The organism is Pedobacter sp. (assembly GCF_965249885.1).
Taxonomy (GTDB): Bacteria; Bacteroidota; Bacteroidia; order Sphingobacteriales; family Sphingobacteriaceae; genus Pedobacter.
Map to the genome: position 1 here is coordinate 2,707,203 of NZ_OZ252254.1, position 24,957 is coordinate 2,732,159.

General features: G+C 37.6%; 24 protein-coding genes. 11 read left to right on the plus strand and 13 right to left on the minus strand.

The window, feature by feature from the left end; all coding sequences use genetic code 11:
• Window positions 1-3 precede the first annotated feature (3 nt).
• The 7 genes from ACY2A0_RS11500 to spt form a co-directional block, all read right to left on the minus strand.
• Window positions 4-2,562, minus strand: a complete 2,559-nt coding sequence (locus tag ACY2A0_RS11500; RefSeq protein ID WP_461789600.1) for a DUF5686 and carboxypeptidase-like regulatory domain-containing protein — start codon at window positions 2,560-2,562, stop codon at window positions 4-6.
• Window position 2,563: 1 nt separating this feature from the next.
• Window positions 2,564-2,926: a GtrA family protein gene (locus ACY2A0_RS11505; protein WP_461791518.1), complete on the minus strand. Its 363-nt coding sequence runs from the start codon at window positions 2,924-2,926 to the stop codon at window positions 2,564-2,566.
• A gap of 17 nt (window positions 2,927-2,943) precedes the next feature.
• Complete coding sequence (locus ACY2A0_RS11510) at window positions 2,944-3,399, minus strand: phosphatidylglycerophosphatase A family protein (protein WP_461791519.1); 456 nt, start codon at window positions 3,397-3,399, stop codon at window positions 2,944-2,946.
• Between the two features lie 216 nt (window positions 3,400-3,615).
• Window positions 3,616-4,929 carry an inositol-3-phosphate synthase gene (locus tag ACY2A0_RS11515; RefSeq protein WP_461789603.1) on the minus strand — a complete coding sequence of 438 codons (1,314 nt, stop codon included), beginning with the start codon at window positions 4,927-4,929 and terminating at the stop codon, window positions 3,616-3,618.
• 129 nt (window positions 4,930-5,058) lie between these two features.
• Window positions 5,059-6,051 carry an NAD-dependent epimerase/dehydratase family protein gene (locus ACY2A0_RS11520; RefSeq protein WP_461789604.1) on the minus strand — a complete coding sequence of 331 codons (993 nt, stop codon included), beginning with the start codon at window positions 6,049-6,051 and terminating at the stop codon, window positions 5,059-5,061.
• 96 nt (window positions 6,052-6,147) lie between these two features.
• A complete protein-coding gene (locus ACY2A0_RS11525; RefSeq protein WP_461789605.1) occupies window positions 6,148-7,269 on the minus strand; it encodes a hypothetical protein in 1,122 nt (373 codons plus the stop codon).
• Between the two features lies 1 nt (window position 7,270).
• Window positions 7,271-8,476 carry a serine palmitoyltransferase gene (gene spt / locus ACY2A0_RS11530; protein ID WP_461791520.1) on the minus strand — a complete coding sequence of 402 codons (1,206 nt, stop codon included), beginning with the start codon at window positions 8,474-8,476 and terminating at the stop codon, window positions 7,271-7,273.
• Window positions 8,477-9,018: 542 nt separating this feature from the next.
• On the opposite strand from spt, the gene ACY2A0_RS11535 reads away from it, so the two are divergent.
• The 3 genes from ACY2A0_RS11535 (at window position 9,019) to ACY2A0_RS11545 (ending at window position 12,062) form a co-directional block, all read left to right on the plus strand.
• Window positions 9,019-9,915, plus strand: a complete 897-nt coding sequence (locus tag ACY2A0_RS11535) for a helix-turn-helix domain-containing protein (protein ID WP_461789607.1) — start codon at window positions 9,019-9,021, stop codon at window positions 9,913-9,915.
• 172 nt (window positions 9,916-10,087) lie between these two features.
• On the plus strand, window positions 10,088-10,492 hold the full coding sequence (locus tag ACY2A0_RS11540) for an OsmC family protein (RefSeq protein ID WP_461789608.1): 405 nt from the start codon (window positions 10,088-10,090) through the stop codon (window positions 10,490-10,492).
• A 49-nt stretch (window positions 10,493-10,541) separates the two neighbouring features.
• On the plus strand, window positions 10,542-12,062 hold the full coding sequence (locus tag ACY2A0_RS11545) for a malate:quinone oxidoreductase (protein ID WP_461789609.1): 1,521 nt from the start codon (window positions 10,542-10,544) through the stop codon (window positions 12,060-12,062).
• A gap of 87 nt (window positions 12,063-12,149) precedes the next feature.
• Here the strand turns inward: ACY2A0_RS11545 and ytxJ are convergent, their stop codons facing one another.
• From ytxJ to ACY2A0_RS11560, 3 genes are all read right to left on the minus strand, one after another.
• Window positions 12,150-12,485 (minus strand): bacillithiol system redox-active protein YtxJ, encoded by a 336-nt coding sequence (ytxJ, locus tag ACY2A0_RS11550; protein WP_461789610.1) that lies wholly within the window; start codon window positions 12,483-12,485, stop codon window positions 12,150-12,152.
• A 209-nt stretch (window positions 12,486-12,694) separates the two neighbouring features.
• Window positions 12,695-13,186, minus strand: coding sequence for a 6,7-dimethyl-8-ribityllumazine synthase (gene ribH / locus ACY2A0_RS11555; protein WP_461789611.1), 492 nt, complete (start codon window positions 13,184-13,186; stop codon window positions 12,695-12,697).
• A 110-nt stretch (window positions 13,187-13,296) separates the two neighbouring features.
• Window positions 13,297-13,965: a tetratricopeptide repeat protein gene (locus ACY2A0_RS11560; RefSeq protein ID WP_461789612.1), complete on the minus strand. Its 669-nt coding sequence runs from the start codon at window positions 13,963-13,965 to the stop codon at window positions 13,297-13,299.
• A gap of 149 nt (window positions 13,966-14,114) precedes the next feature.
• Here ACY2A0_RS11560 and recF point away from each other — a divergent pair, with 149 nt between their 5' ends.
• Window positions 14,115-15,218: a DNA replication/repair protein RecF gene (recF, locus tag ACY2A0_RS11565; protein WP_461791058.1), complete on the plus strand. Its 1,104-nt coding sequence runs from the start codon at window positions 14,115-14,117 to the stop codon at window positions 15,216-15,218.
• Window positions 15,211-15,501: a DciA family protein gene (locus tag ACY2A0_RS11570; RefSeq protein ID WP_461789613.1), complete on the plus strand. Its 291-nt coding sequence runs from the start codon at window positions 15,211-15,213 to the stop codon at window positions 15,499-15,501. The genes recF and ACY2A0_RS11570 overlap by 8 nt, the downstream gene beginning before the upstream one ends.
• On the opposite strand, the gene ACY2A0_RS11575 is transcribed toward ACY2A0_RS11570, so the two are convergent.
• The 3 genes from ACY2A0_RS11575 to ACY2A0_RS11585 all read right to left on the minus strand — a co-directional run bounded on the left by ACY2A0_RS11575 (window position 15,502) and on the right by ACY2A0_RS11585 (window position 17,161).
• A complete protein-coding gene (locus tag ACY2A0_RS11575; protein WP_198659555.1) occupies window positions 15,502-15,678 on the minus strand; it encodes a hypothetical protein in 177 nt (58 codons plus the stop codon).
• 194 nt (window positions 15,679-15,872) lie between these two features.
• Window positions 15,873-16,643 carry an FKBP-type peptidyl-prolyl cis-trans isomerase gene (locus ACY2A0_RS11580; protein ID WP_461789614.1) on the minus strand — a complete coding sequence of 257 codons (771 nt, stop codon included), beginning with the start codon at window positions 16,641-16,643 and terminating at the stop codon, window positions 15,873-15,875.
• A 98-nt stretch (window positions 16,644-16,741) separates the two neighbouring features.
• On the minus strand, window positions 16,742-17,161 hold the full coding sequence (locus tag ACY2A0_RS11585) for a nucleoside-diphosphate kinase (protein WP_461789615.1): 420 nt from the start codon (window positions 17,159-17,161) through the stop codon (window positions 16,742-16,744).
• Between the two features lie 253 nt (window positions 17,162-17,414).
• On the opposite strand from ACY2A0_RS11585, the gene ACY2A0_RS11590 reads away from it, so the two are divergent.
• From ACY2A0_RS11590 to ACY2A0_RS11615, 6 genes are all read left to right on the plus strand, one after another.
• Entirely contained in the window at window positions 17,415-18,425 is a 1,011-nt protein-coding gene (locus ACY2A0_RS11590) for a DHH family phosphoesterase (protein ID WP_461789616.1), read from the plus strand.
• A gap of 140 nt (window positions 18,426-18,565) precedes the next feature.
• The gene (locus ACY2A0_RS11595) at window positions 18,566-19,579 is read left to right on the plus strand and encodes an FKBP-type peptidyl-prolyl cis-trans isomerase (protein WP_461789617.1); all 1,014 of its coding nucleotides are present in this window, start codon (window positions 18,566-18,568) and stop codon (window positions 19,577-19,579) included.
• 106 nt (window positions 19,580-19,685) lie between these two features.
• Window positions 19,686-20,453, plus strand: a complete 768-nt coding sequence (locus ACY2A0_RS11600; RefSeq protein ID WP_461789618.1) for a TatD family hydrolase — start codon at window positions 19,686-19,688, stop codon at window positions 20,451-20,453.
• 169 nt (window positions 20,454-20,622) lie between these two features.
• A complete protein-coding gene (locus ACY2A0_RS11605) occupies window positions 20,623-21,000 on the plus strand; it encodes a GxxExxY protein (RefSeq protein ID WP_461789619.1) in 378 nt (125 codons plus the stop codon).
• 1,315 nt (window positions 21,001-22,315) lie between these two features.
• A complete protein-coding gene (locus tag ACY2A0_RS11610; protein WP_461789620.1) occupies window positions 22,316-23,332 on the plus strand; it encodes an asparaginase in 1,017 nt (338 codons plus the stop codon).
• Between the two features lie 183 nt (window positions 23,333-23,515).
• On the plus strand, window positions 23,516-24,931 hold the full coding sequence (locus ACY2A0_RS11615; protein ID WP_461789621.1) for an MBL fold metallo-hydrolase: 1,416 nt from the start codon (window positions 23,516-23,518) through the stop codon (window positions 24,929-24,931).
• Window positions 24,932-24,957: the final 26 nt, after the last annotated feature.

A 24,957-nucleotide genomic window follows, 5' to 3' on the forward strand; every position in this document is an offset into this window, starting at 1 on the left:
TGTTTAAAAATCTAGTTTTACTCTGGCTCTAATTCCCCACTCAGATACTTCTGGATGATCGAGATAGTTAAATCTCTTAACCAAATCTACCCTTAATAGTTTGAAAATATTACCTAATCCAACACTACCCTCCATGTAAGGCCCATTGTTTAGCGAGTAAGTACGTTGCATTCCATTGTCGTAGCTCGGAAGCTTATAAATGCCGTTGTTTGTTTTTTCTGGATTGTTCTCGTCTCTTAACCCACCATAAATCGCCTTAAATGAAACAATTTCACGTAACTTCAATTTATTTAGCAAAGGTATCTTATTTAGAAAGAATCCGTTGAAATTATGATCAATATTTACAGCAGCATACCTATCACTCACAAATTCTAGGAAGTTCATTAAGTTGTAAGAGTTAAGTTGGTAAGCGTAAGTTTGGTTGGCCCTATGCACTGCCAACAAAGGGAAAGGTAGTTTACCAATAATGTAACCGCCTTCTAATCGTACATCGCTAAAACCCAGCTGCGATAGATAAAAACGTTTATCAACGCTTCCCATGAAATTATGGTAGTTATATTCGCCGCCCAATAATCCTTTTACACCCATAGTGTATTTCAAGTTGTAAATCGGATATCTATCGATGATAGGCGTACGGTATATTTTCCCCTGATAAAACTTCTCGTTTTTAGCATATCTCAAGCCAACGCTAAATTCTGATGTGGTGATTTGGTTGATCATTGAAGCATTGCTTGCATCAACATAGTTCAAGCCACCAGCAGGTATCTGCGACCATTTTTTGAAACCTAAATTGTACGAGAATCTATTTTCAAACTCTCTAACATAATCCAACCTATAAAAATCGTTGTACAACAACATGTCATTTACACCGCGTTTAAACGATAGCAAAAAGTTATCTTCTTGTACGAATTGAAGCTCTTGTCCAGGTATTTTAGTGTCTCTCTGAAAACTTGCCCTCACATAATGCTGTGGAAACTGGTAAATAGACTTGTTGTTGATAGAGTATGTGCCAGATAGGAAGAACTTCCATTTTTCATCTTTAAATCCGTAAGCAGCGTAGTTCTCGAAATAATAACGCTTGCTTAACGCAGGAGTGGTACGGCCTCCCAAACGTAAACGGAAGCCTTCCACATTGTTGAAGCTGTAGAATGTATTGGTAGGGCCAACCTCGTACGGACCGAAATCCCAATAGCCTGCAAAAACAAAGGTTACCAGTTTAACTGTTCTACGGAACGAAGGTAATTTTTGTAAGGTATCAATGTTGCTGTATATTTTTAGCTGCTGTGGAGGAATAGAGTCTAAACGGTTTTGCGACCAAAAAGCATCTGTTTTTTTAGTGGCATCAGCTAGCACTTCAATTTTTTTGCCAGAGAAAACGGTATCTGGAATGGCCACATTGGTTTTATAGTTGTCATAGCTTACAGTTCTTTCGCCTGTGAAGCCCATTCCTTTATTTTTGTTAATACCGAAATCTGCCACGAGATTACTTTTGCTCAGGTAATAACGGTTATCGGTGTTTTTTTCAAAGCCCAACTCAATTTCCATTCCCCTAACAAAGTTAAGGTTGATGTTCTTATTAACGCCAAAAGTGGCACGCTGAACAGCATAATTTCCATCCATGGTAATATAAAGTTTGCCTTCGAATAACATATCGCCTTTAGTGCGTGGCGTAAATGAAAGCTCAATTACTTTTGGATTTTGATTTTTAAGTGTATCGGTTATAAAGTATTTGTAAAACGTTGGAGCCGAATTGGCTATCGGACTTAAAAAGTCGTTACTCATCACAGAGATGTTATTATCGTAGATATTGATGTTTTGATACATCCTATCGAAATACGATTTCATTCCCTGGTTATCAATGTATCTGTTGTCAAATTGCACCTGTTTTTCGGCTAAAACAACAGTTTTGCTTTTAGTTGGATCAAAACTTAAGTATTGGTCGGCAAGCTTTTCCTGGATATAAATTGGCAATAAGTTTTTCCCACCCAATTGAGTTGAGTCTTGCTCTTGGAAAAGGAATTGATAATTTTTGAAGATGCGTTTATTTTTAAATTTCTCGGAGATATTACTCATAGAGAAGAGCATTTTTTCGTACTCTTTGTATTGTACAGTTTCGTAGGCTTTTGGTTGGTTTTTATCTTTATTTTCAATTACTTGCCTAATTAACTCAACTGCAGGATTGTTTTTGTTGGAATATCTTCGTTTGCCGGCAATAATAGTTACTTCATTTAACGATTGGGCGTTAGACTTTAAAAGAATATCTAGCTTTTGAGTTTGGCCAACCATAATGGTTTTATAAAGCACTTCGTAGCCAACGTAATTAAACTTTAACTTGTTATAATCTTCGTTTGTGCTAATCTTGAAATTGCCATCTAAGTCGGTTTGCGTACCTGTGCGTGTTTCGTTAAAAAAAATAGAAACGTATGGAAGTGTTTCTTTCGTAACGGCATCTCTAACAGTACCTGTAATTACTGTTTTTTGAGCAAATGCCGATGATATGCCCATTACCGTTGCACTAACAAAAGTTAGTGCTAAAATCAATTTTTTATATGTATTTCTCATTTTACTGTGTGAAAATGAATTGCTTCTGCATCACGTAATTGTAAACCGTTCCTATTAGTCCAGAAACCAGAATCTTCGATAGCATATAGTTTATGCCAAAAAAATGAGTGAGTATGTAAACTCCCGTAGTTACGATCAAAAGATTACCGCACCATACTAAAATGTACTTCAAAATTTGGAGTTTAATGTCTTTATCTTTCGAGTTAAAGACCCAATTACGCCCCATATAGAAGTTTACACAGCCACCAACAACTGTTCCTGTTACACTCCCTGCAACATACCAAAACCCTAACATACTCACACAAAACCAAGTAGTTACATAATCTACTAACGTTGCCGTTAGTGACGATGCTTGTGCTTTCAAAAAGGTTAACATCTTCCTTAAAAAATATTAAAGAACACCACCGCTTGCAGTATCACATTGGCATAAATCCCTGCCAAAACATCGTCTGCCATTACACCCCATCCGCCTGGCCATTTTTCTAATTGGCGTACACCTAACGGTTTTACTATGTCGAAAAATCTAAATAAGATTAATCCGGCAATTATGTACTTAACAGACAGTGGAATGAACAAAAGACTGATGCACATCCCTGCAACCTCATCTATAACCACTCGGTTATGGTCTTTGCCCCAAAGTATTTCTACTTTATTTGCGCTGATAATTCCTATAACCGTAAGAAATAGGGTAACTGCCAGCGGTGCAAATTTCATTTCATATCCGTTAGCTAGCAAAATGTACCACAAAAAGCAGGTGAATACCGACGCGTACGTGCCGGCACCTTTGCCTATATAGCCAATTCCCAAACTTGTTGATATGATTTTGTAAAAGATCACGTTTCCAATTTTATGGTTTAAAAAGCAATTTGTTTAACTAAATATTATGCTGCAAAACTATGGAAACTTTTTTTAAAACTAAAGTTTCCTAATGCCGTTTTAACATGTTTTATCGCAATTTACATTAGGCAGACAAACGCCGGAAACCACTATGTTATTTAGGTAGAAAGCAGTGGATAGGAGAGATGCCTATCCACTGCTGATATTTGATAGATATTAGTCTTCTTCGTAATAATCAAGGCCTAAGTGAGTAATTAACTCTTCGCCCATGATGTAACGCAATGTGTTGTGCAATTTTTCCAATTGTTTGAAGATATCGTTCTCCGGACGTAAACCTTCTTTAGTTTGAGGAGATTTTAAGTAGAACGATAACCATTCTTGGATGCCACTCATGCCAGCTCGTTTAGCTAAATCCGAGAACAATGCTAAGTCTAAAACGATAGGAGCAGCTAAGATCGAATCGCGGCATAAGAAGTTAATCTTGATCTGCATTTTGTAACCCATCCATCCGAAGATATCAATGTTATCCCAGCTCTCTTTGTTATCACCGTGAGGAGGATAGTAGTTGATACGGATTTTGTGGTACATATCGCCGTATAAATCTTGGTTGATTTCTGGTTTGAAGATATCTTCCAATACGCCAAGCTTAGAAACTTCTTTAGTTTTGAAGTTATCAGGATCATCCAATACTAAACCATCACGGTTACCAAGGATATTATCTGAAAACCAACCACGTACACCCAATGAACGGGCCATTAAACCTGGAGCCAAAACAGTTTTCATTAATGTTTGACCAGTTTTAAAATCTTTACCGGCAACAGGCGTTTGAGTTTGTTTAGCTAACTCTAACATTGCAGGAATGTCAACTGTTAAGTTTGGAGCACCGTTAGCATAAGCATACCCTAATTTCAAAGCTGCGTAAGCATAAATCATACTTGGAGCAATGTTCGGATCGTTATCTTTTAAGCCTTGTTCAAACGCAGCTAATGTTTGGTGAACTTCACTAGGCTCTAAGTAAATTTCAGTTGAACCGCACCATACCAATACGATACGCTCGCAATTGTTTTTAGCTTTAAAGTCTTTGATATCTTCGATAACCTGTTGTGCCAAATCCCATTTTGTAGCAGCTTCTTTAACATAAGTGCCATCAAGGTTTTTAACGTAGTTTTTATCGAAGGCAGCTTTATAAGGTTTAATTGCTTCTAACTCATCTTTGATATCATATAGAAGATGGCCATCAATCACCTTAGCCTTCATTGCAGCATCGTAAACGTTATCTTCGTACACATCCCAACCACCAAATGCCAAGTCTTCCAGTTTTGCTAATGGAACAAAATCCTTAATCAAAGGCTCGTTATTTTCTGTTCTTTTGCCTACACGAATAGTACCCATTTGTGTTAAAGAACCAATAGGTTTAGATAGACCTCTTCTAGTAGCAACCACACCAGCAATCATGGTAGTAGCTACAGCGCCTAGGCCCGGCATCATAATACCTAGTTTTCCATTGGCTCCTTCTACTTGTTTTTTCATCTGTTAATTATTGTTTATTATATGTGTTAATCCTATTAAGTTTTATTTATAAGTAGATTTTACGTTGAAAATTCTACATAATAAGTTCTGGGTATTGGTTTAGCAATCTGCTAACTTATCACCTCCAACCTATTTCAACCAGTTATTTTCTTTATACCATTTAACCGTTTCGTTTAAACCTTTTTCCAAATTATATTGAGGTACAAATTGTAAGTCCTTTTTTAGATTCTCGATGCTACAGGTCCAGTTCGGCGCAGTTAACTCTTTGATCTTTTCTTTATTAAGAGTTGGAGTTTTAGCACTATTAGCATAAATAGCATCCATAACGCTTGCTAAGCCCTTAATTATTAACAAAGGGATATGTATTTTAAGCGTCTTTTTGTTTAAAGCTTTTTTTAACCCTTCGGCCAAAGCGTATCGATTATAGCTTAAGCCATCCGATATATTATACGTTTTGTGTTCAATATTCGAAGTCAAAAAGCGGATGATGATTTCAGCCAAGTCTTTTACATAAATGAAGCTTAGGTGTTGGTTAAACGAACCTATATAAGGTTCTAAGCCTTGATTAATAGTTTTGAAAAGGATAAAAATATCTTTCTCTCGTGGACCATATACAGCGGTTGGTCTTACCGTAATTAGCGGCAGATTTTCAATATTATTGAGATACTCTTCAGCTAATTTTTTGCTCATTCCGTAAAACGTTACGGGTTGTGCAATTGTGTCATCGTAAATACTCGCGTTAAAGTCAGTTATTGGGCCAATAGCTGCCAAACTGCTTACGAAAATAAATTTTTCTAGCTTGTAGTTGATCAATGACGCCGCTAGCGCTAAATTTCTACTATACTCGGCATTTACCTTATTGTACTCTTGTAATGTTTTTGCTTTTGTTGTACCGGCTGCATGTATAATGTAGGCATATTGTTTGTCCTCTAACTCAGCTTTGAGGTCATTTACGGAACTAAAGTTTAAATTGACATAATTAACAGGAAGGTTTTTAAGCTGCGAAATAATGCTATTTGGTCGAACTGCTGCGTATACTTCCAAGCCATTTTCAATCGCTTTTGCAATTAAGTGATAGCCTACAAATCCGCTAGCGCCAGTAATCAATACTTTTTTGCTCATTTTCATTAGCCCGCCCAATACACCTAATAAAATAGGAAGGGACAAAGCACCTTTTAATTAATTAACTTAGTTGTGAGTTCCAAATACATCCCAACTTTATATGTCTTTTTCTAAAATTCTATATTCTCTGTAAAGTTGTCCGCCAATATTTTCAATCGGTCGGTTAACCATATCATTATCTTCTAATGTCCAGCTTGCTTCGGCATATTGAAAGTTTCTTGCTTTGAAAGCTTTAATGATTCTTCCGTATAAGCAGGCCTCAATTCCTAGTTTTCTGTAGCCGTCAATTACTCCTAACAACAAAATTCGGATACCATTGATTTTCTTTTTTCCTAACAATAATTTTAAAAGGCCAGTAGGAAAAAGTCTGCCTCTTTTAATTTTGATTAAGATTTGGTTGATGTCTGGAATTGCTAAAGCGAATCCAACAATTTTACCTTCCTGCTCAGCGATGTAACAAAAGTCAGTGTCTAATACTAATTTTAAATCATTAGCAGTATAGTCAAACTCTTTGTCGGTCATGGGTACAAAACCGAGGTTTTTATCCCAAGCTTTGTTGTAAACTTCTCTCAGTGCGGCAGCTTCTTCCTTAAATTTTTTAAGGTTGATTTTTCTGATAACTATGTTGCTGCGTTGTAACCTGTTTTCCAATCCTTCCAGCAAGCTCACAGATCGGTCATTATAATTGCCTGCAGTATATTTATAAGCTCTTAGGTCAACCTTTTTTGTAAAACCGAAGTCTTCAAGTAAATCCAAGTAATAGGGAGCATTGTAAGGCATCATGGCAACAGGAGGGCCATCAAAACCTTTTACTAGCAAGCCACAGATATCATTGGTTGAAAAATTAACAGGGCCCATAATTTTGGTTTGTCCGTTTTCTTTTAACCAATTTTGTGCAGCATCAAGCAATTGCCTGCTCACGTTTTTATCATTTACGCTATCAAAAAAACCAAAGAAGCCTTCACTTACATTTTTGGTAGCATTGTGATTGCCGTTAATAATCGCGGCCACCCGTCCCACTATTTTTTCGCCTTCGTAAGCTAAAAATGCTTGAAGTTTGGCATGCTCATAAAATGGGTGCTTGCCTGGGGTAAGCATATCACGTTGAGCAATGTGCAGTTCAGGCACATAAAATGGATCATTTTTATAAAGCTCATGCGGAAAATCGATGAACTTGGCTAACAACTTTTTGCTGGTAACAGGTATAATTTGTGCCATCTTATGCCGAAGCGCTAACTAAGTTTACACTTGCTTGTTTAAAAGCTGACTTTAATTTGTCCACTGCAATTTCAATTTGTTCAAAAGTGTGGGTAGCCATTAAAGAGAACCTGATTAGCGAAGCATCTGATGGGACTGCAGGAGAAACCACTGGGTTTACAAATATTCCGTTTTGTTGTAGGATGTTTGTAATCATGAACGTTTTTGCATTATCTCTGATGTAGATTGGCAAAATTGGACTTTCTGGATGTCCGATGTCAAAACCAGCGTCTAATAGCAATTTCTTCGCATAATTAGTGTTCGCCCATAATTTGTCGATACGTTCCGGTTCAGATTCAATAATGTCTAAAGCAGCCAAGACACTTGCTACAGATGCCGGTGTCATACTTGCACTAAACATTAACGAACGAGCCCGATGTTTGATAAATTCAATAGTGTCCTCATCTGCAGCTATAAAGCCGCCCAAAGAGGCCAATGATTTGCTGAAGGTGCTCATAATCAAATCAACCTCTTTGGTGAGGTTAAAGTGAGAAGCAGTGCCGGCTCCGTTAAATCCAATCACCCCTAAGCTATGTGCATCATCCATCATGATGTTTGCGCCAAATTCGTCGGCGATTTTTACCATTTCTGGTAGATTAACCAAATCACCTTCCATACTAAAAATACCGTCTGAAACGATCAATTTAGCTGCGTCTTCAGGTAAACGACTGAGTTTAGCACGCAGATCGTTCATGTCATTGTGAGCATATTTTATGGAACGTGAAAATGATAAACGGCTTCCATCGATAATCGATGCGTGATCATATTCATCTAACACTAGGTAGTCATTTCGGTCAAGTAAACAAGAAATTACGCCTAAATTAACCTGAAAACCAGTGCTAAATAAAACAGCTGCTTCCTTACCTACATAGGCAGCTAAGCGGCTTTCTAACTCGAGGTGGATGTCTAAAGTCCCATTTAAAAAACGAGATCCTGCACAACCAGTTCCATATTTTTCAATGGCTTTTTGAGCGGCTTCCTTAATCTTTGGGTGGTTGGTTAACCCAAGATATGAGTTGGATCCAAACATTAAAACTTCCTTGCCATCTATAATAACTTCCGTATCCTGAGCAGAAGAAATAGAGCGAAAATATGGGTAAAGCCCTTGCTCTTTAATTCTTTTAGCATCTTGAAACGAAGCTACTCTATCTTGTAATTTTTTACGCATAAGTGTTACGCAATTAGTTCATTTGTAGTTGATTAATAATTCTTTTTAGGCTAAAAGAATAACTTCAAATTGAAGTTAGACTTGTGCATCGTTGTATATGTTACTTCATAACATAATATAAATTTAACGATTTAATAAATGGGAATTAATAAATCTCGCAAATTTAACACAACTTTCTGTACTTAAACATGGTTTAAAAGTAAGGGTTATTGGTCAAAAAGTATTATTTTTATTATTCTGACATTTAGCAAACAAAACGACATAGCTAACAGTGTTAAATGATGTTTTGCTTTTTTAAATCACGTTTTCGGTGCAAAAATACGTTTTTTTAATCATTTGTTTAATTGGTTGTTTTGTAAGCGTTTTTAATAGTTGTTACTTTATGCTATTTTTTATGGATATGGCATTTAATAACTACTTTTTTTAAAGCTGAAATATTTAACTTCATAAAGATTATTTTAAGCCTTCAAAAAAAATAAATTTTGCATTTGCGTATTTGCCTCACCTTTAATCATCTTTGTAGCATCTTTTAATTTATTAGAATGGAAAACTTGGTAGGCGGTGATTGTGCTGAAAAGGATTTGGTAAACGGCGGTAAGATGAACGTGTTTACTAGCATTGAAATTAAGCCTATGATGAGGTTTAATGAACCGTTTAGATCAAATTCTTTTGCCGTAATTTTGGTAAAAAATGGCACGTTACTGTTCCAAAGCAACTTCGCTAAAAATACCCTTAAAGCAAAAGATGTGTTTTTAGTTACTCCGGGAAGTATTTGTGAACTGCTCGAAATGTCTGCCGATATAGATTTCATTACACTTGGGTTCAAGAAAGATTATTTGAAGGAGCAGGGCGTTTTTTTAAATGGCGCCGAAATTGTTCATTTGTTCTCGTCGGATTTGGTTCATAAATTTTCTTTACAAGAAGAAGAGTTTAAAGAACTGGAATTTACGCTGCTTTCGTTAAAGAGAAAAATCAATTTGCCTGAGGTTACGCCGCATTTTAAAGATATTGTACGGCACAGTTTTATATCTGTACTACACGAGGTTTTATTAATTTATAGTAAACGTAGGGTGTTTTTGTCGGTAAAGCTTAATCGAAAAGAAGAGTTAACTACCAACTTTTTAAACTTGCTCAGCGAGCATTTCAAGCGTGAAAAGCGTGTGCAACATTATGCTAAAGAGCTTTTTGTTACCTCAAGGCATCTTTCGCAAGTAGTGAAGCAGGTGACCGGTAAAACTGCTGGCGAAATTATAGATGAGATGTTGATTAACGAGGCAAAAGTTTTATTGTCTTCACATGTAATGAACGTGTCGCAAGTGGCCGACGAACTTAAGTTTAGTGATCAATCATTTTTTGGTAAGTTTTTTAAGAAATATACTGGTGTTTCCCCATCGGTATATAGGTCAAATAGTACCATTTCTATTAACCCGCCATTTTAGCCTGAAAATTTTGTTCTAATACATTTTATTTCTTCCAAATAAAGCGTTCGCTTTTTTAATGTTCTTGAAATTTTGAACGGATTTATAGTGGTATTGTAAAAACGTCAATAAAACTTAAGGTTGTTTGCGTAAAATTTTGATTTTAAGCATTAAATTTGCGAAAATTAAGAAAATGGCAACGTCAAAAGTAACTTATCAAGGTGAGTTAAGAACGGTCTCAGTTCATTTGGCATCCGGTGATAAGATCATTACCGACGCACCTATCGACAACCAGGGTAAAGGCGAAGCTTTTTCGCCGACGGACTTACTTGCAACTTCGTTGGGGAATTGTATGCTAACTATTGTAGGTATTGCTGCCAAAAGCCACGATTTTAGTATTGATGGTGCCACAGCGGAAATTACCAAGGTGATGGCGCAAGATCCTAGGCGTGTAAGTGAAATTCATGTGAAGCTGAAGTTTCCAGAATTTAACTATTCTGAAAAACAAAGGGCGATCATAGAACGTTCAGCTAAGACATGCCCGGTTTCATATAGTTTGCATCCAGACATTAAACAGGAGCTAACGTTCCTCTATTGATTTTTACAGCCCGCGATACAAATCAAAGGCGTTTATATTTGGTTTTAAGATGAGCAAAAAGAAAAAGACGGTTGTGGAAACCGACGCAGATGTTATTTTAATAGGTGCTGGAATTATGAGCGCCACGCTTGGCGTGTTGCTCAAAGAACTAAATCCTCAATTAAGTATAGAAATTTATGAACGTTTGGATGTAGCCGCTGCAGAAAGTTCCGATGCTTGGAATAATGCAGGTACAGGCCATTCTGCATTCTGCGAACTAAACTATACGCCACAAAAGCCTAATGGAAGTGTTGATATTAAGAAGGCGGTATCTATCGCTGAATCTTTTGAGGTATCTAAGCAATTTTGGACCTATCTATTAGAGAAAGGAATTGTGACTGATCCCTGCGCTTTTATCAGGAACATTCCTCATTTGAGCTTTGTTTGGGGCAAAAAAAATGTAGAATATCTCAAAAGCCGTTACAACAATCTCAAAACCTGTAATCTTTTCGCCGAAATGCAATACAGCGAAAATCCATCGGAAATTAAAGAGTGGATTCCCTTGGTAATGGAAGGTCGTGACGATAACGAGCCGATTGCAGCAACGAAAGTTGATTTAGGGACTGATGTGAATTTCGGTTCCTTAACTCGAGAGATGTTTAACTACTTGGCAAAGCAAGACAATGTTACCTTACACTTTCACCACGAAATACGAGATTTAGATAAGCAAGATAATGGAACGTGGGAAGTTAAGGTTAAAAATTTAGATAGCGGAAAAAGAAGAAAGCGCTTAGCGAAATTTGTGTTTATTGGTGCCGGAGGTGGTTCGCTGTTATTGTTAGAGAAAGCGGATATTAAAGAAGGTAAAGGTTTTGGCGGTTTTCCGGTAAGCGGACAGTGGTTAAAATGTACTAACGAAGAAGTAATTGCACGCCACCATGCAAAGGTTTACGGAAAAGCGGCAGTTGGTGCCCCACCAATGTCGGTGCCACATTTGGACACTCGTGTCATTAACGGTAAACAAGCACTGCTTTTTGGTCCTTATGCAGGTTTCTCAACCAAGTTTTTAAAGAACGGCTCTTATTTCGATTTAGCAGCATCCATCAAATTCAGCAATATCCGCCCGATGATATCTGCTGGATTGAAGAGTATCGATTTGACTAAGTACCTGATAGAACAAGTACGTCAGTCGCCAGAAGACAGATTTGAGGCACTGAAAGAATATATGCCTAATGCTGAGTTTAAGGATTGGGAGTTGGAAATTGCCGGCCAGCGTGTGCAGGTAATTAAAAAGAAGCCTAGCGGCGGAGGTATTTTGGAATTTGGAACAGAGGTGGTGAATGCAGGAGATGGTTCGATTGCTGCCTTGCTAGGAGCTTCACCAGGTGCTTCTACTGCAGTTTCCATTATGATTGATTTGCTAAACCGCTGCTTTAAAAAGCAAATGCAGACTGCGGAATGGCAGAGTAAAATCAGGGAGATGATCCCAAGTTTTGGGCAAAAACTAGCAGAAGATGATGAACTTTGTCAAGAGGTTCGTCAGCGTACATCGGCAGCGTTAAAGCTCAATGAAGGTGCTTTGTGCAACTAACTTAATTAGATTTAATAGTAACGAAAAAACGGCTTGTTCCATTTGGTACAAGCCGTTTTTTATACGTTATATTTTTTGAAAAAAGAATTAAGAGTTCATCACCTCCGCTACTTCATCCGCGGAGATATCACTATGTGAAGAGTCCAAAATACATTCACCATCCTTGATTAATAATAGCTGTGGCGATTCATGATATACCTTGAAAGTTTCAGCAATATAAGCAGAAACGTCTCTGTGATTAATAAGGTCTAAGAAATAAAAGCTTACTTGACCAGGAATCACATCCCAATCTCTTTCAAAACTACGCTTGGCCATTAAACTGATAGAACAACGGGTGCTATGTTTAAATATAATGCTATAGCCTTCAGCATTTTTAAGGCTGTCAATTTGTGAAGTTTGATTTAAATCTGTCCAATTATGCATCTTATCTCCTTCTTCCTTTAGCTTCAGGGTAAGAGCTATAGGCAGGGCATAGACGGTTTGAGCAAGATTCTAATACTGCAATTGCGCAGAATGCGAATAACAATAGAATAGCAATTTTCTTCATTTTGTTGATTTTGAACTACTAAAGTAGGAAAAAGTTACAAGTTAAACGTAAAATTTGAAAAATCCGTATAAAGCATTTTTTTTACCTAAAGATTTAAGGCGTACTCCACCATTTTTAATGCAGTAATTGCAGCTTCGTCACCTTTGTTACCATGCTTACCACCTGCACGGTCAATGGCTTGCTGCTCATCATTTGTAGTAAGTACACCAAAAATTACTGGTTTGCTATATTTTATTCCAACGTTGGTGATGCCTTGTGCAGCGGCCTCGCAAATAAAATCAAAATGTTTGGTGTCGCCCTGTATTACGCAGCCAATACAAATAACGGCATCAACATCTTTTCTCTTGTTCAATAAAATATCGGCTGCTCCAGCTAGTTCAAACGTGCCAGGTACAGTTAAAGAAAGGATGTCATCTTCATTAACCTCATGTTTAATAAGAGTGTTGAAAGCGCCTTGATAAAGCGCTCCGGTTATTTTTGCATTCCACTCGGCTACAACAATAGCAATTTTAAAGCCTTTGCCCGAAGGGATGGTTGTGTGCGAAAAATCTGATAGGTTTTTAAGGTGTGTTGCCATAGTGCAAATATAAGGTTTTACTTGTGGGCGGCGAAACATTGCAGTGGCGGTAGGGCAAAAAAAAGCCCCGACTAACTGTCGAGGCTTCAGGATCTCTCAAAAGAGTAATATTATTTAGCTTTGGCAGCAGCTCTAGCGATATAAGCATCAATCATTTGTGCTTCTTGGCTGTTAGGAAACTCAGCTTTGATTTTGCTATAAGCTTCTTCAGCACCTTTGAAATCTTTTAAATTCTCGTTAACCAAGCCTAATTTTTTAAGAAATAATGGAGAAGTGAAGTTGTTGGTAGACTTATCCACTGCTTTTTTATAGTAGGTAGCAGCTTGTTTGTAGTCTTTTAACTCGCTATATGCATCTCCCAATAAACCTAAAGCTAATGGATCAATAACAGCACTACCAGTTGCACTGTATTTGCTCAAGGCATCAACTGCTTTTTTGTATTCTCCTTTACGAAGATAAAGACCGCCTAAATAAAGGTTAGCTAAGTTTGCAGATTTGGTGTTTTCATACTCTTCAGCAATTTTTTCCAAGCCTGCATAGCCGCCTTCACCTTTGATTGCTTTATCGGCCAACGAGTCAATACCTACGAATTGTTCAGCTTTGAACATTTCTTTTGATGCATCTTCTGCTCTATTTTTCAAATAAACACCTTGATACCAAATAAATATACCTGCTAAAACTATAATTGCAGCAGCAATAAAAGCTAAGCTTTTTGTGTTTTCTTGTATAAATGAACCTTTTTTAACTGCTTGTGCAGTTTCTTTTTCTGTTGAAGACATTTTTAGTTTAAAATTAAAGGATTGCAAAAATACATTTTTCATTTAAAGTATCAACTCTTTTTAAATCATTTGTTTAAGTAGCTGTAAAATAGTTTGTGAAACTTGGCTATGCGAGCTAGTAGAAAATGGGTAACTTTGTTAAATCTGATATGTGGCTTAAAAATCTAACCCTTTTAAATTTTAAAAACTATAATGCAGCCGATTTGAAGTTTTCAAATACGGTGAATGCTTTTGTTGGAAATAATGGGGCGGGTAAAACCAATTTGTTAGACGCCATCCACTATTTGTGTTTGTGCAAAAGTTATTTCAATCCAATAGATAGCCAACAAATAAAAACAGGTGAGGATCTTTTTTTAGTACAGGGTGATTTTGATAAAGATGAAAAAAACGAAAAGATTTCCTGTGGGCTAAAACGTAACCAGAAAAAATCTTTTAAGAGGAACAAAAAAGAATACGATAAACTCGCTGATCACGTTGGCCTGTTTCCGGTGGTGATGATTTCTCCATACGATATTAACATTATCATGGATGGCAGTGAGGAGAGAAGAAGATTTATAGATAATGTAATATCACAAACGGATAGTAGGTATTTAGATGAACTGATTGTTTATAACAAACACTTGCTCAATCGGAATTCTTTATTGAAACAAGTGGCTGCTACCAAAACACTTGATGTGACTTTGCTGCAGATTTTAGATGAGCAATTGGTTGCCTCGGGCAATATCATCTTTCAAAAAAGAAAAGAGTTCTTATTGGATTTTATTCCATTGTTTGATCAGCATTACAGATTTTTAACCAATGAGGCTGAACAGGTTTCACTCACTTACCAATCACAACTGAGCGATCAAAGCTTTGAAACGCTTTTGACACAGTCGATAGAAAAAGACAGGATATTGGAGCGAACTACCGTAGGTATACATAAAGATGAGTTGCAATTTGAAATAGCAGGATTGCCGTTAAAGAAATTTGGATCTCAGGGGCAACAGAAATCATTCTTGATTGCATTGAAATTGGCACAGTACAGTTATCTGCAAAAGTTCAAAAATTTTAAGCCACTATTATTACTTGACGATATTTTTGATAAATTGGATCAGCACCGCATACACAAGCTAATGGAAATGGTTTCTCATCACGATTTTGGTCAGATATTTATTACAGATACAGATAAGAAACGAGTGAAAGCTGTTTTTGATGAGATAAATGTAGACGTGGATTTGTTTGATGTTAGCGAAGGGAGTGTATTAGATGCGTAAGCCAAACGACATTACTTTAAAGCAGGCCATTGAAAAACTGCTAAATCATTATAAACTGCGTGGCAAGTTTGATGAAACAGGAATTGTAGCGATATGGCCAGAAATTATGGGTACGGCCGTTGCCAACCGTACCAAACAAATTTATGTTCACCAAAGGAAGTTATTCGTCAGAATCGAATCTTCGGTTGTGAAGAACGAACTCCTCATTGTTAAAAGTGCCATTGTAGACAAGCTGAACGAAAAAACAGGGTCGCAGGTAATTACGGATATTGTGTTTCTGTAATTAGTTCCTATTTCCTCCAAATAGCTTTGCCGCAATCCAAATTATTAACGCAACTACAACTACTACTAAAATAACGCCGGTCCACATACCAGCTTTAAAAATTCCACCAATTAATTCGCAACTGCTAAGTGTGGTAACTAGTAACGTAACTAGTGCTAGGGGCATCAATTTTTTCATGTGTTTGTGATTTTTGATGACCTAACAGTCGAGAAGTAAAAAAGGTTTGGAAAAAAGAAATAGTTGGCCGCATTAATTTGTGCTAATCTCTTTTTAGGTAACTGTTAATTAGCACGATACCGCATAAAAAAGGCTTACAAAGTTTTTGAACTTCGTAAGTCTTCACTTGGTGTTTTATAGAGTATAACTATATACTATTGTGCTTTTTCGCCAACCTTAATTAGTTCTACTTCAAAAATCAAAGTGCTGTAAGGTGGGATATCTTGTCCTGCACCTCTTGAACCGTACGCTAGTTTGTAGGGGATATAAAATCTATACTTTGCACCTTCTTTCATTAGCGCTACGCCTTCTGTCCAACCTGGTATAACTTGGTTTAAGCCAAAGGAGGTTGGCTCTCCGCGTTGGTACGAGCTATCAAACTCTTTGCCGTTCAGCAACATACCTTTATAATGTACGGTTACTTGATCAGTTGCTTTTGGTTGCGCACCTGTACCTTCAGTAAGCACTTCATACTGCAGGCCACTTGCCGTGGTTTTAACTCCAGCCTTAGTTTTATTGCTAGCTAAAAAAGCTTCACCTTCGGCAATTGCCGGACCAAATTTCTTTTTTTCGTTAGCTTCGCGGACGCCTGCTAAGCTCTCAAATAAGCTGTTGATGGCTTGCTGTGAGGCCTGTTCGCTCATTAATGGCGTTGAACCTGTAGTGAAAGCATCTTTCATCCCTTTGTTTAACAATTCGTAATTTAAGGTTTGTAAACCACCCGACTTTAAATTGCTTGCCATGGCTAATCCGAAGGCGTAACTTGCGGAATCGAGCTTGTTTTTAAATACCTGAGGCTTAGCTGGGGTAGTGCTTTTTTTTACTGGAGTTGCCTTTTTTGTTGCAGCGGTGGTTTTAGCTTTAGTTTGTGCGTTTGTGGTAAAAGCCACGGAAGTGGCTAAAGCGATAAAAAATATTTTTTTCATTAGTTAAATTAAAGGGGAAATATACGATAAAAAAATAAGCACCCGAAATGAGTGCTTATTCAAATGTTGTAAATCTTCTTAGCGTATGCGCCGTTTAATTAAAAACGCTCGTCAGCAGTGAAGAAAAAGTCTCCTTCAATTTGAGCATTTTCGTCAGAATCTGAACCGTGGATGGCATTAGCATCAATTGATTTTGCATATTTCTGACGGATGGTGCCTTCTGCAGCTTCAGCAGGGTTTGTAGCGCCAATTAGCTTTCTGAATTCTTCAATAGCGTTATCTTTTTCTAAAATTGCGGCTACAATTGGTCCCGATGACATGAAACTTACTAAGTCATTGTAAAAAGGACGCTCTTTATGTACAGCGTAAAACTCGCCTGCTTTCTCAGCGCTCAATTTAGTGTATTTTAATGCGATGATTTTGAAACCAGCGTTAGTGATATCGTTTATGATAGCGCCAATATGACCGTTAGCAACGGCATCAGGCTTGATCATAGTAAAAGTTCTATTTGTGCTCATTCTTATAAAATTTTTGCAAAAGTACGGTTTTAATTTGAAAGTCCGAAGTCCCTAGAGATTGCACAAATAAGTTGGTGATCACTTTGCAACATTTCAACTTTATAACATTTCAACAATAAAAACAATTAAGTCAAATAGCAATTTTCCCTAATCCCTAATCCCTAATCCCTAATCCCTAATCCCTAATCCCCTAAACAATTAAGCCAATCAACAGTTAAACAATAAATCGTTAACTTCGCCACTTAATAATATTATGATATCTATACCAGAATTAAAAAAGTTACTTTCTACGCCTCAGCAAATTGTAATTACTACACACCATAAGCCTGATGGTGATGCAATGGGTTCGTCGTTAGGCTTATATGCTTATCTTGTTCAGAAAGGGCATCATGTTAGTTTAATCACACCAACAGACTATCCTGAGTTTTTGCACTGGTTGCCTAACAATTCAGATGTAATTGTGTATACTGAACAGCAAGAGCAATCGATTAATTTGGTAAACGAAGCAGCGCTGATTTTTTGCCTAGATTTCAACACATTGAGTCGCATTAATGAGTTGGGCGAGCATATCAGAAAGACATCTGCTATCAAATTGATGATTGACCATCATTTGGAGCCGGAGGATTTTGATGACTATCGCCATTGGGACATTAATGCTTGTGCGGCTGCCCAATTAGTTTATGATTTTATTGTAAACGTAATGGAAGAGCCGGAAAAGGTTAATAAAGATGTGGCTACCTGTTTATATACTGGAATCATGACCGATTCAGGGTCTTTCCGTTTCCCATCTGCAACTTCTGCTGTTTATCGTATTGCTGCAGATTTGATTGACCTTGGCGCAGAGCATTGGCGCATACATCAATTGGTATATGATAATGTTTCAGAAAACAGGTTGAAGTTTTTGGGTTACTGTCTGTCCAATAAATTAGAGATACTTCGCGACTATAATACCGCTATCATCAGTGCCACTAAAGAAGAATTAGAACGTTATCAAATTGTGACAGGTGATACCGAAGGAATCGTAAATTACGCACTTTCCATCAACGGAATCAAGCTTGCAGCCTTTATTATTGAACGAACAGATAGGGTTAAGTTGTCTTTGCGCTCTACAGGAGATTTTCCAGCGAACGAAATCTGTAAGAAATATTTTCAGGGCGGAGGACACAGAAATGCAGCTGGTGGCGCCTCTGATAAAAGTTTGGAGGAAACTTTAGCTGATTTCAAGGCAGTGTTGCCAGAATACAAAACGCAGCTATTACAATAGTTAAAATTTTAATTAACAAAATAATAAAATAAACAGAAAGCTCATTAACTTAGCGGGCTTTTAAAACAAAGTTTTAAATTGCGTTTTACAATGAAGCGAAAGAAGCTTCATCAAAATTTAAAAAGACAATTAACAAATAGATGAAAAAAAGTTTAGTAATTCTGTTTGCAGCTGCATTAGGTCTAGCTGCTTGTAACACAGAGAAAAAGGGTCCAGGTGGTTTATTGTACAAGATCCATAAATCAGGAGGCAAAGACAAAATTAAGGAAGGCGATGTTGTAAAATTGAACATTACCCAAAAAACCGAAAAGGATTCATTATTAGGTAGTACCTACGACTACGAGCAAGCTCAAGTAATGCCTGTGGGTAAAAAGCAATTTCCTGGTGATTTGATGGATGCGCTTACTTTGGTTGGCGAAGGTGATAGCGTAACGTTCAAAATCAATTTGGATTCAATGGCGTTTCATTCAAAACAGCCTAAACCAGATTTGTTTAAAAACGACAAATTTGTTTCTCTAATTGTTAAAGTGGAGAAAGTTTTCAAAAAAGGTCCTAAAGAGGCTGATTCAACTTTCCAAAAACGTGCTTCAGATTTCTTCCAAGCTGATTATAAAGCTGATATGGATAAAAAGAAATCTTCTGAGCCTGCTAAAATCAAGGCTTATATTGAAGATAACAACTTGAAAGTTCAGACTTCTCCTAGTGGTTTACAGTATGTAATTACCAATCCAGGTAGTGGCGCTAAACCGGTAGAAGGTGATACTGTATCGGTTAACTACATCGGAAGGTTCACTAAAAAAGGCGAAGATAAAAAATACAAGATTTTCGATACAAACGTTGAGTCTGCTGCTAAAGAAGCTAAAATGAACCAGCCTGGTCGTAAATATGAGCCTGCTAAAATGCCAGTTGGTATGACTGTTCCTGGTTTCACCGAAGCACTTAAATTAGTTGGTAAAGGCGGTAAAATCACTGCAATTATTCCTTCGAAATTAGGTTACGGCGAGCAAGGTGGTGGTCCAATTGCTCCATACAGTCCACTTGTTTTCGAAATAGAGGTTTTAGATGTGATTAAACCAAAAGCGGGTGCTGTGGCTCCGGCAACTCCAGTTGCTCCAACTGCTGGTCACTCTGCAAATGATGGTCACAACCATTAATCAATAGTTTTAAAAAATATGAAAGCCATTCGCCTAGCGGATGGCTTTTTTTTGCTCAAAAGTTGTTACAATAGGCAATTAACTTTGGAACGCTTACCTTTGCAGCATGTTACTTACCGATACCCACACGCATCAATATTACGAGAAAGATTTACAAAAAAGAGCTGAACAAATGCAACGTTGTTTTGATGCTGGTGTTAAGCGCCTTTTTTTGCCCAATGTTGATGTAGCGTCTATTGCAATGATTGATGAAATGGTAAGTGCCTATCCAGAGAATTGCTTTGCCATGGCGGGCTTACATCCTTGTGATGTTAAGGAGGATTATCAGGAAGTGCTACACCAAATTTATGCCAGCATTTCCGATAGGGAAATTTATGCCATAGGCGAGATAGGCATTGATTTATATTGGGATAAGACTACGTTGGCTATTCAGCAAGACGCATTTAGGCAACAAATAGAATGGGCTAAACAGTTGGATTTGCCCTTTGTAATCCATTGTCGCGAAGCCTTTGGTGAAGTTTTTGAGGTACTAGAAGAAATGAAGCACGATCGCATGAGAGGCATCTTTCATTGTTTTACGGGGAATTTGGAGCAGGCTAAAAAAGCAATCGATTTGGGCTTTTATTTGGGTATTGGCGGTGTGGTGACCTATAAAAAAGCAGGTTTGGATTTGGTGCTTTCAGAAATTCCTTTGGAGCATATTGTTTTAGAAACTGATTCGCCTTATTTAGCGCCAGTGCCATTTAGAGGTAAGCCTAACGAAAGTAGCTACTTGGTGCACGTTGCTCAAAAGGTGGCAGATATTTACGTGTTGGATGTTGAAGATGTGGCTAACGTAACTACCGAGAATTCGAAGAAAGTATTTGGGGTTTAGTAGGTGCTATCGGCGACTTTAAAGTTCTCAGTAGTTATTTGACTTTTAGATAGCTAGGTTATATCTCTATTTGCACTCGCAAATCTTTACTTTTCTTAGAGATGATCTCACCAAATATTTGACAGAGTTAGTTAAATGCTTAAGTTTATTTATCTAACTATGAAATAATATGGGTGAAAATGAATTGTCGAGTGTGGTGATTGGAATGGCTATCGATGTCCATTCTGCTCTGGGGCCAGGGTTATTGGAAAGTGCATATAAAGAGTGTCTATTTTATAAAATTCGAAACGAGGGTTTTTACGTTGAGAAGGAAAAGTCAATGCCTTTAGAATTTGAAGGAACAAAATTGGATTGTGGTTATAGAATAGATCTCCTAGTTGAGAATAAATTAGTTTTAGAACTTAAATGCGTTGAAAGATTAACTGATTTGCATTTAGCACAAACGCTCACTTATCTTAGGCTTGGGAAGTTTAAACTGGGACTTTTGATGAACTTTAATTCGATTTTGTTAAAAGATGGTTTAAAGAGAGTTGTAAATAGGCTTTGAAAATTTTCCAATAAATTCTTCTTAGCATTTAAAATTTACCGCAAAGTTTTTTGAGTTTTTCGCAGAGTTTCGCAAAGTTTTTCCGGGCGTTTATTTCTTGAACTGGATCTTGGCGTGCTTAGCGGATCTCTTATTTTTCTTAGCGGTTAAAATTTACCGCAAAGTTTTTTGAGCTTTTCGCAGAGTTTTGAAAAGTTTTTCTGGACGTTTATTTCTTGAAATGGATCTTGGCGTACTAGGCGTATCTTTTATTTTTCTTAGCGGTTAAAATTTACCGCAAAGTTTTTTGAGTTTTTCGCAGAGTTTCGCAAAGTTTTTCTGGGCGTTTATTCTTGAATTGGATCTTGGCGTGCTTAGCGGATCTCTCATTTTTCTTAGCGGTTAATTTTGTCGCAAGTTTTCGGAGTTTTTCGCAGAGTTTCGCAAAGTTTTTCTGGGCATTTATTTCTTGAATTGGGTCTTGGCGTGCTTAGCGGATCTCTTATTTTTCTTAGCGGTTAATTTTGCCGCAAAGTTTTTTGAGTTTTTCGCAGAGTTTCGCAAAGTTTTTCTGGGCGTTTATTTCTTGAATTGGATCTTGGCGTGCTTAGCGGATCTCTTATTTTTCTTAGCGGTTAATTTTGCCGCAAAGTTTTTTGAGTTTTTCGCAGAGTTTTGAAAAGTTTTTCTGAGCGTTTATTTCTTGAATTGGATCTTGGCGTGCTTAGCGGATCTCTTATTTTTCTTAGCGGTTAATTTCGCCGCAAAGTTTTTTAAGCTTTTCGCAGGGTTTCGCAAAGTTTTTCTGGACGTTTATTTCTTGAATTGGATCTTGGTGTGCTTAGCGGATCTCTTATTTTTCTTAGCGGTTAATTTTGCCGCAAAGTTTTTTGAGTTTTTCGTAGAGTTTCGCAAAATTTTTCTGAGCGTTTATTTCTTGAATTGGATCTTAGCGTGCTTAGCGGATTTCTTATTTTTCTTAGCGGTTAAATTTTGCCGCAAAGTTTTTTGAGTTTTTCGCAGGGTTTCGCAAAGTTTTTCTGGGCGTTTATTTCTTGAATTGGATCTTGGCGTGCTTAGCGGATCTCTTATTTTTCTTAGCGGTTAAATTTAATATGGAGTTAAGAAGCATTTTAACAGTTTCAATCCTTAAGGTATGAGATGCAAATGATTATAAACTTTTAAATTACGTTAATTCAACTCATAACAACATTCGTTTATGCTTTTATTAATCTATCAAGCAATTGGTTAACTGTTTGATAAAACTTGTAATATTTTAAAAAAGCTGATTAAATGTTGCTTAATTTGCAGTTAGAACCTACAGCTGTACTTTTTAATGACCAAGATACTTATTATCTATACCGGAGGCACCATTGGCATGGTTAACGATGCTAAGACTGGTTTCTTGATTCCTTTTGATTTTGAACAGATAAAAGATAATGTGCCCGAACTTGCACGCCTAGATTATCAACTTTCGGTGCATTCATTCAATCCAATTATAGATTCTTCCAATATGCATCCTGAGCAATGGAAAGTGCTGGCAGAACTAATTGAAAGCAATTATGAAGAGTTTGATGGCTTTGTCATCCTGCATGGTTCCGATACCATGTCGTTTACTGCTTCTGCATTAAGTTTCATGCTTAAAAATTTGGCTAAGCCGGTTATACTCACAGGTTCGCAGCTGCCAATTGGCGAAATCAGGACTGACGCCAAGGAGAATCTAATTACTGCACTTGAAATTGCTGCTACCAAAAGTAAAGGCAAGGCGGTGGTGCCCGAAGTGTGTATCTATTTTGATAATCAACTGTTCCGGGGCAATCGTTCCCTAAAATACAATACCGAAAAATTTGAAGCCTTCCGTTCACCAAATTATCCAATTTTGGCCGAAGCAGGGGTGCAGCTCACGTTCTTCCACAAAGAAATATTACCTGTCCCTACCGAAGCTTTTTACATCCAAACTGAATTTGACGCTAATATCGGGGTGTTAAAAATCTATCCCGGCATGACCGAGGAAGTGGTTTACGCCGTTACCCGCTCAAAAGTAAAAGCCATTGTATTGGAAACTTTTGGTTCAGGTAATGCTACTACCGTTAAATGGTTTACTGATGCCCTCGCAGAAGCTATTGAAAATGGCAAACACATTGTTGATATCTCTCAATGCAAAAGAGGATCGGTGCAATTGGGGATGTACGAAACCAGTAGCGAACTTAAAAAAATGGGCGTAATTAGCGGTTATGATATGACTTTCGAAACTGCAGTAACCAAATTTATGTACCTGATGGGGGCTAATTTAACTACTGAAGAAATTAGAAGGCAAATGGAAACGCCAATAGCAGGGGAGCTGACAAACTAGTCTTTGTTCGTTTTTCTTTTTTTACGCACTGTCCAAGGTTTCAAACTTCACCATTTCCGTCTAAGCTTTTTCGGATGCCAGAAAGTAAAACTTCTGCAATTATGACCGTCGTCATTCCTGAAACGGGTCTTTAATGCTAACTTTGTTTCTCGGAGGGCAATCTCCAACTTATCCAGTAATAAGATGAAAATAGAGCAAATATATACAGGATGTTTGGCCGAGGCAGCCTACTACATTGAAAGTAATGGCGAAGCAGCAATCATTGACCCGCTACGCGAAGTAGGTCCGTATCTCGTTAAAGCAGATAAAAATGGTGCAAAAATCAAGTACATTTTCGAAACTCATTTTCATGCCGATTTTGTTTCGGGACATGTTGATTTAGCTGAAAAAACAGGCGCAAAAATTGTGTATGGACCCACTGCAACAACAGCATTCCAAGCGCATATCGCTGTCGATGGCGAGCAGTTTAAAATAGGTGATTTAACGATCACCACGCTTCACACTCCAGGACACACTTTAGAATCAACTTGTTATTTACTAACCGATGCTAACGGTAAAGATTATTGCGTTTTTACTGGTGATACCTTGTTTATCGGCGACGTTGGCCGACCAGATTTGGCACAAAAAGGTACGCTTACCATGAATGATTTAGCCGGCTTGCTTTACGATTCGTTGAACGAAAAGATTAAGCCTTTGGCTGATGAGGTCATCGTTTATCCTGGTCACGGTGCTGGTTCTGCTTGTGGTAAAAACATGAGCAAAGAAACCTTCGATACCTTGGGTCACCAAAAGCAGGTTAACTACGCCCTAAAAGCTGAAACAAAGGAGCAATTCATTAAAGAAGTTACCGATGGTATTTTACCGCCGCCTCAATATTTCGCTAAAAATGCGGCCATGAACAAAGGTGGTTACGAAAGTATCGACGAAGTTTTTGAAAAAGGCTTACAACCTTTGGCACCTCAAGCTTTTGAAGATTTAGCGAATGAAGCTGACGCATTGATTTTAGATACCCGCGATCCACAAGTTTTTGCGCAAGCTTTTATTCCTAACGCCATCAACATAGGATTAAATGGTCAATTTGCACCTTGGGTAGGAGCATTAATCCCTGATTTAAAGCAAAATATTTTATTAGTTACGGACGAAGGTAAAGCTGAGGAAACCATCACTCGTTTAGCGAGGGTAGGTTATGACCACACCATCGGGTTTTTAGAAGGTGGCATCAATGCATGGCAGGCCGCAGGTAAACAGGTGGATCAAATTACTTCCATTAGTGCTGCCGAATTTGAAAATAACTATCAGCAAAATCCAAATATTGCTGCTTTGGATGTGCGCAAACCGGGCGAGTATGAAGCTGAACACTTGGAGTTTACGCTCCCTAGGCCTTTGGATTATATCAACGAATGGACACAGGAACTGGATGCCAATCAAACTTATTACTTGCATTGCGCTGGCGGTTACCGTTCTATGATTGCGGCATCTATTTTAAAAGCTCGTGGTATTGATCAGGTAATTGATGTGGCAGGAGGTTATGGGGCAATCAAAAATACAGGCTTAAAACGTACAGATTTCGTTTGCCCTAGCAAGTTGGCGAAAGCTTAAGTAAATAGCCGTCAAAATGATTTGGA

Coding starts and splice junctions, on each gene's coding strand:
- ACY2A0_RS11500 (WP_461789600.1), bottom strand. CDS start 2,562: ATGAGAAATACATATAAAAAATTGATTTTAGCACTAACTTTTGTTAGT.
- ACY2A0_RS11560 (WP_461789612.1), bottom strand. CDS start 13,965: ATGTCTTCAACAGAAAAAGAAACTGCACAAGCAGTTAAAAAAGGTTCA.
- ACY2A0_RS11540 (WP_461789608.1), top strand. CDS start 10,088: ATGGCAACGTCAAAAGTAACTTATCAAGGTGAGTTAAGAACGGTCTCA.
- ribH (WP_461789611.1), bottom strand. CDS start 13,186: ATGGCAACACACCTTAAAAACCTATCAGATTTTTCGCACACAACCATC.
- ACY2A0_RS11610 (WP_461789620.1), top strand. CDS start 22,316: ATGACCAAGATACTTATTATCTATACCGGAGGCACCATTGGCATGGTT.
- ACY2A0_RS11520 (WP_461789604.1), bottom strand. CDS start 6,051: ATGAGCAAAAAAGTATTGATTACTGGCGCTAGCGGATTTGTAGGCTAT.
- ACY2A0_RS11595 (WP_461789617.1), top strand. CDS start 18,566: ATGAAAAAAAGTTTAGTAATTCTGTTTGCAGCTGCATTAGGTCTAGCT.
- ACY2A0_RS11515 (WP_461789603.1), bottom strand. CDS start 4,929: ATGAAAAAACAAGTAGAAGGAGCCAATGGAAAACTAGGTATTATGATG.
- recF (WP_461791058.1), top strand. CDS start 14,115: ATGTGGCTTAAAAATCTAACCCTTTTAAATTTTAAAAACTATAATGCA.
- ACY2A0_RS11600 (WP_461789618.1), top strand. CDS start 19,686: ATGTTACTTACCGATACCCACACGCATCAATATTACGAGAAAGATTTA.
- ACY2A0_RS11585 (WP_461789615.1), bottom strand. CDS start 17,161: ATGAGCACAAATAGAACTTTTACTATGATCAAGCCTGATGCCGTTGCT.
- ACY2A0_RS11545 (WP_461789609.1), top strand. CDS start 10,542: ATGAGCAAAAAGAAAAAGACGGTTGTGGAAACCGACGCAGATGTTATT.
- ACY2A0_RS11525 (WP_461789605.1), bottom strand. CDS start 7,269: ATGGCACAAATTATACCTGTTACCAGCAAAAAGTTGTTAGCCAAGTTC.
- spt (WP_461791520.1), bottom strand. CDS start 8,476: ATGCGTAAAAAATTACAAGATAGAGTAGCTTCGTTTCAAGATGCTAAA.
- ACY2A0_RS11570 (WP_461789613.1), top strand. CDS start 15,211: ATGCGTAAGCCAAACGACATTACTTTAAAGCAGGCCATTGAAAAACTG.
- ACY2A0_RS11535 (WP_461789607.1), top strand. CDS start 9,019: ATGGAAAACTTGGTAGGCGGTGATTGTGCTGAAAAGGATTTGGTAAAC.
- ACY2A0_RS11605 (WP_461789619.1), top strand. CDS start 20,623: ATGGGTGAAAATGAATTGTCGAGTGTGGTGATTGGAATGGCTATCGAT.
- ACY2A0_RS11615 (WP_461789621.1), top strand. CDS start 23,516: ATGAAAATAGAGCAAATATATACAGGATGTTTGGCCGAGGCAGCCTAC.
- ACY2A0_RS11575 (WP_198659555.1), bottom strand. CDS start 15,678: ATGAAAAAATTGATGCCCCTAGCACTAGTTACGTTACTAGTTACCACA.
- ACY2A0_RS11590 (WP_461789616.1), top strand. CDS start 17,415: ATGATATCTATACCAGAATTAAAAAAGTTACTTTCTACGCCTCAGCAA.
- ytxJ (WP_461789610.1), bottom strand. CDS start 12,485: ATGCATAATTGGACAGATTTAAATCAAACTTCACAAATTGACAGCCTT.
- ACY2A0_RS11580 (WP_461789614.1), bottom strand. CDS start 16,643: ATGAAAAAAATATTTTTTATCGCTTTAGCCACTTCCGTGGCTTTTACC.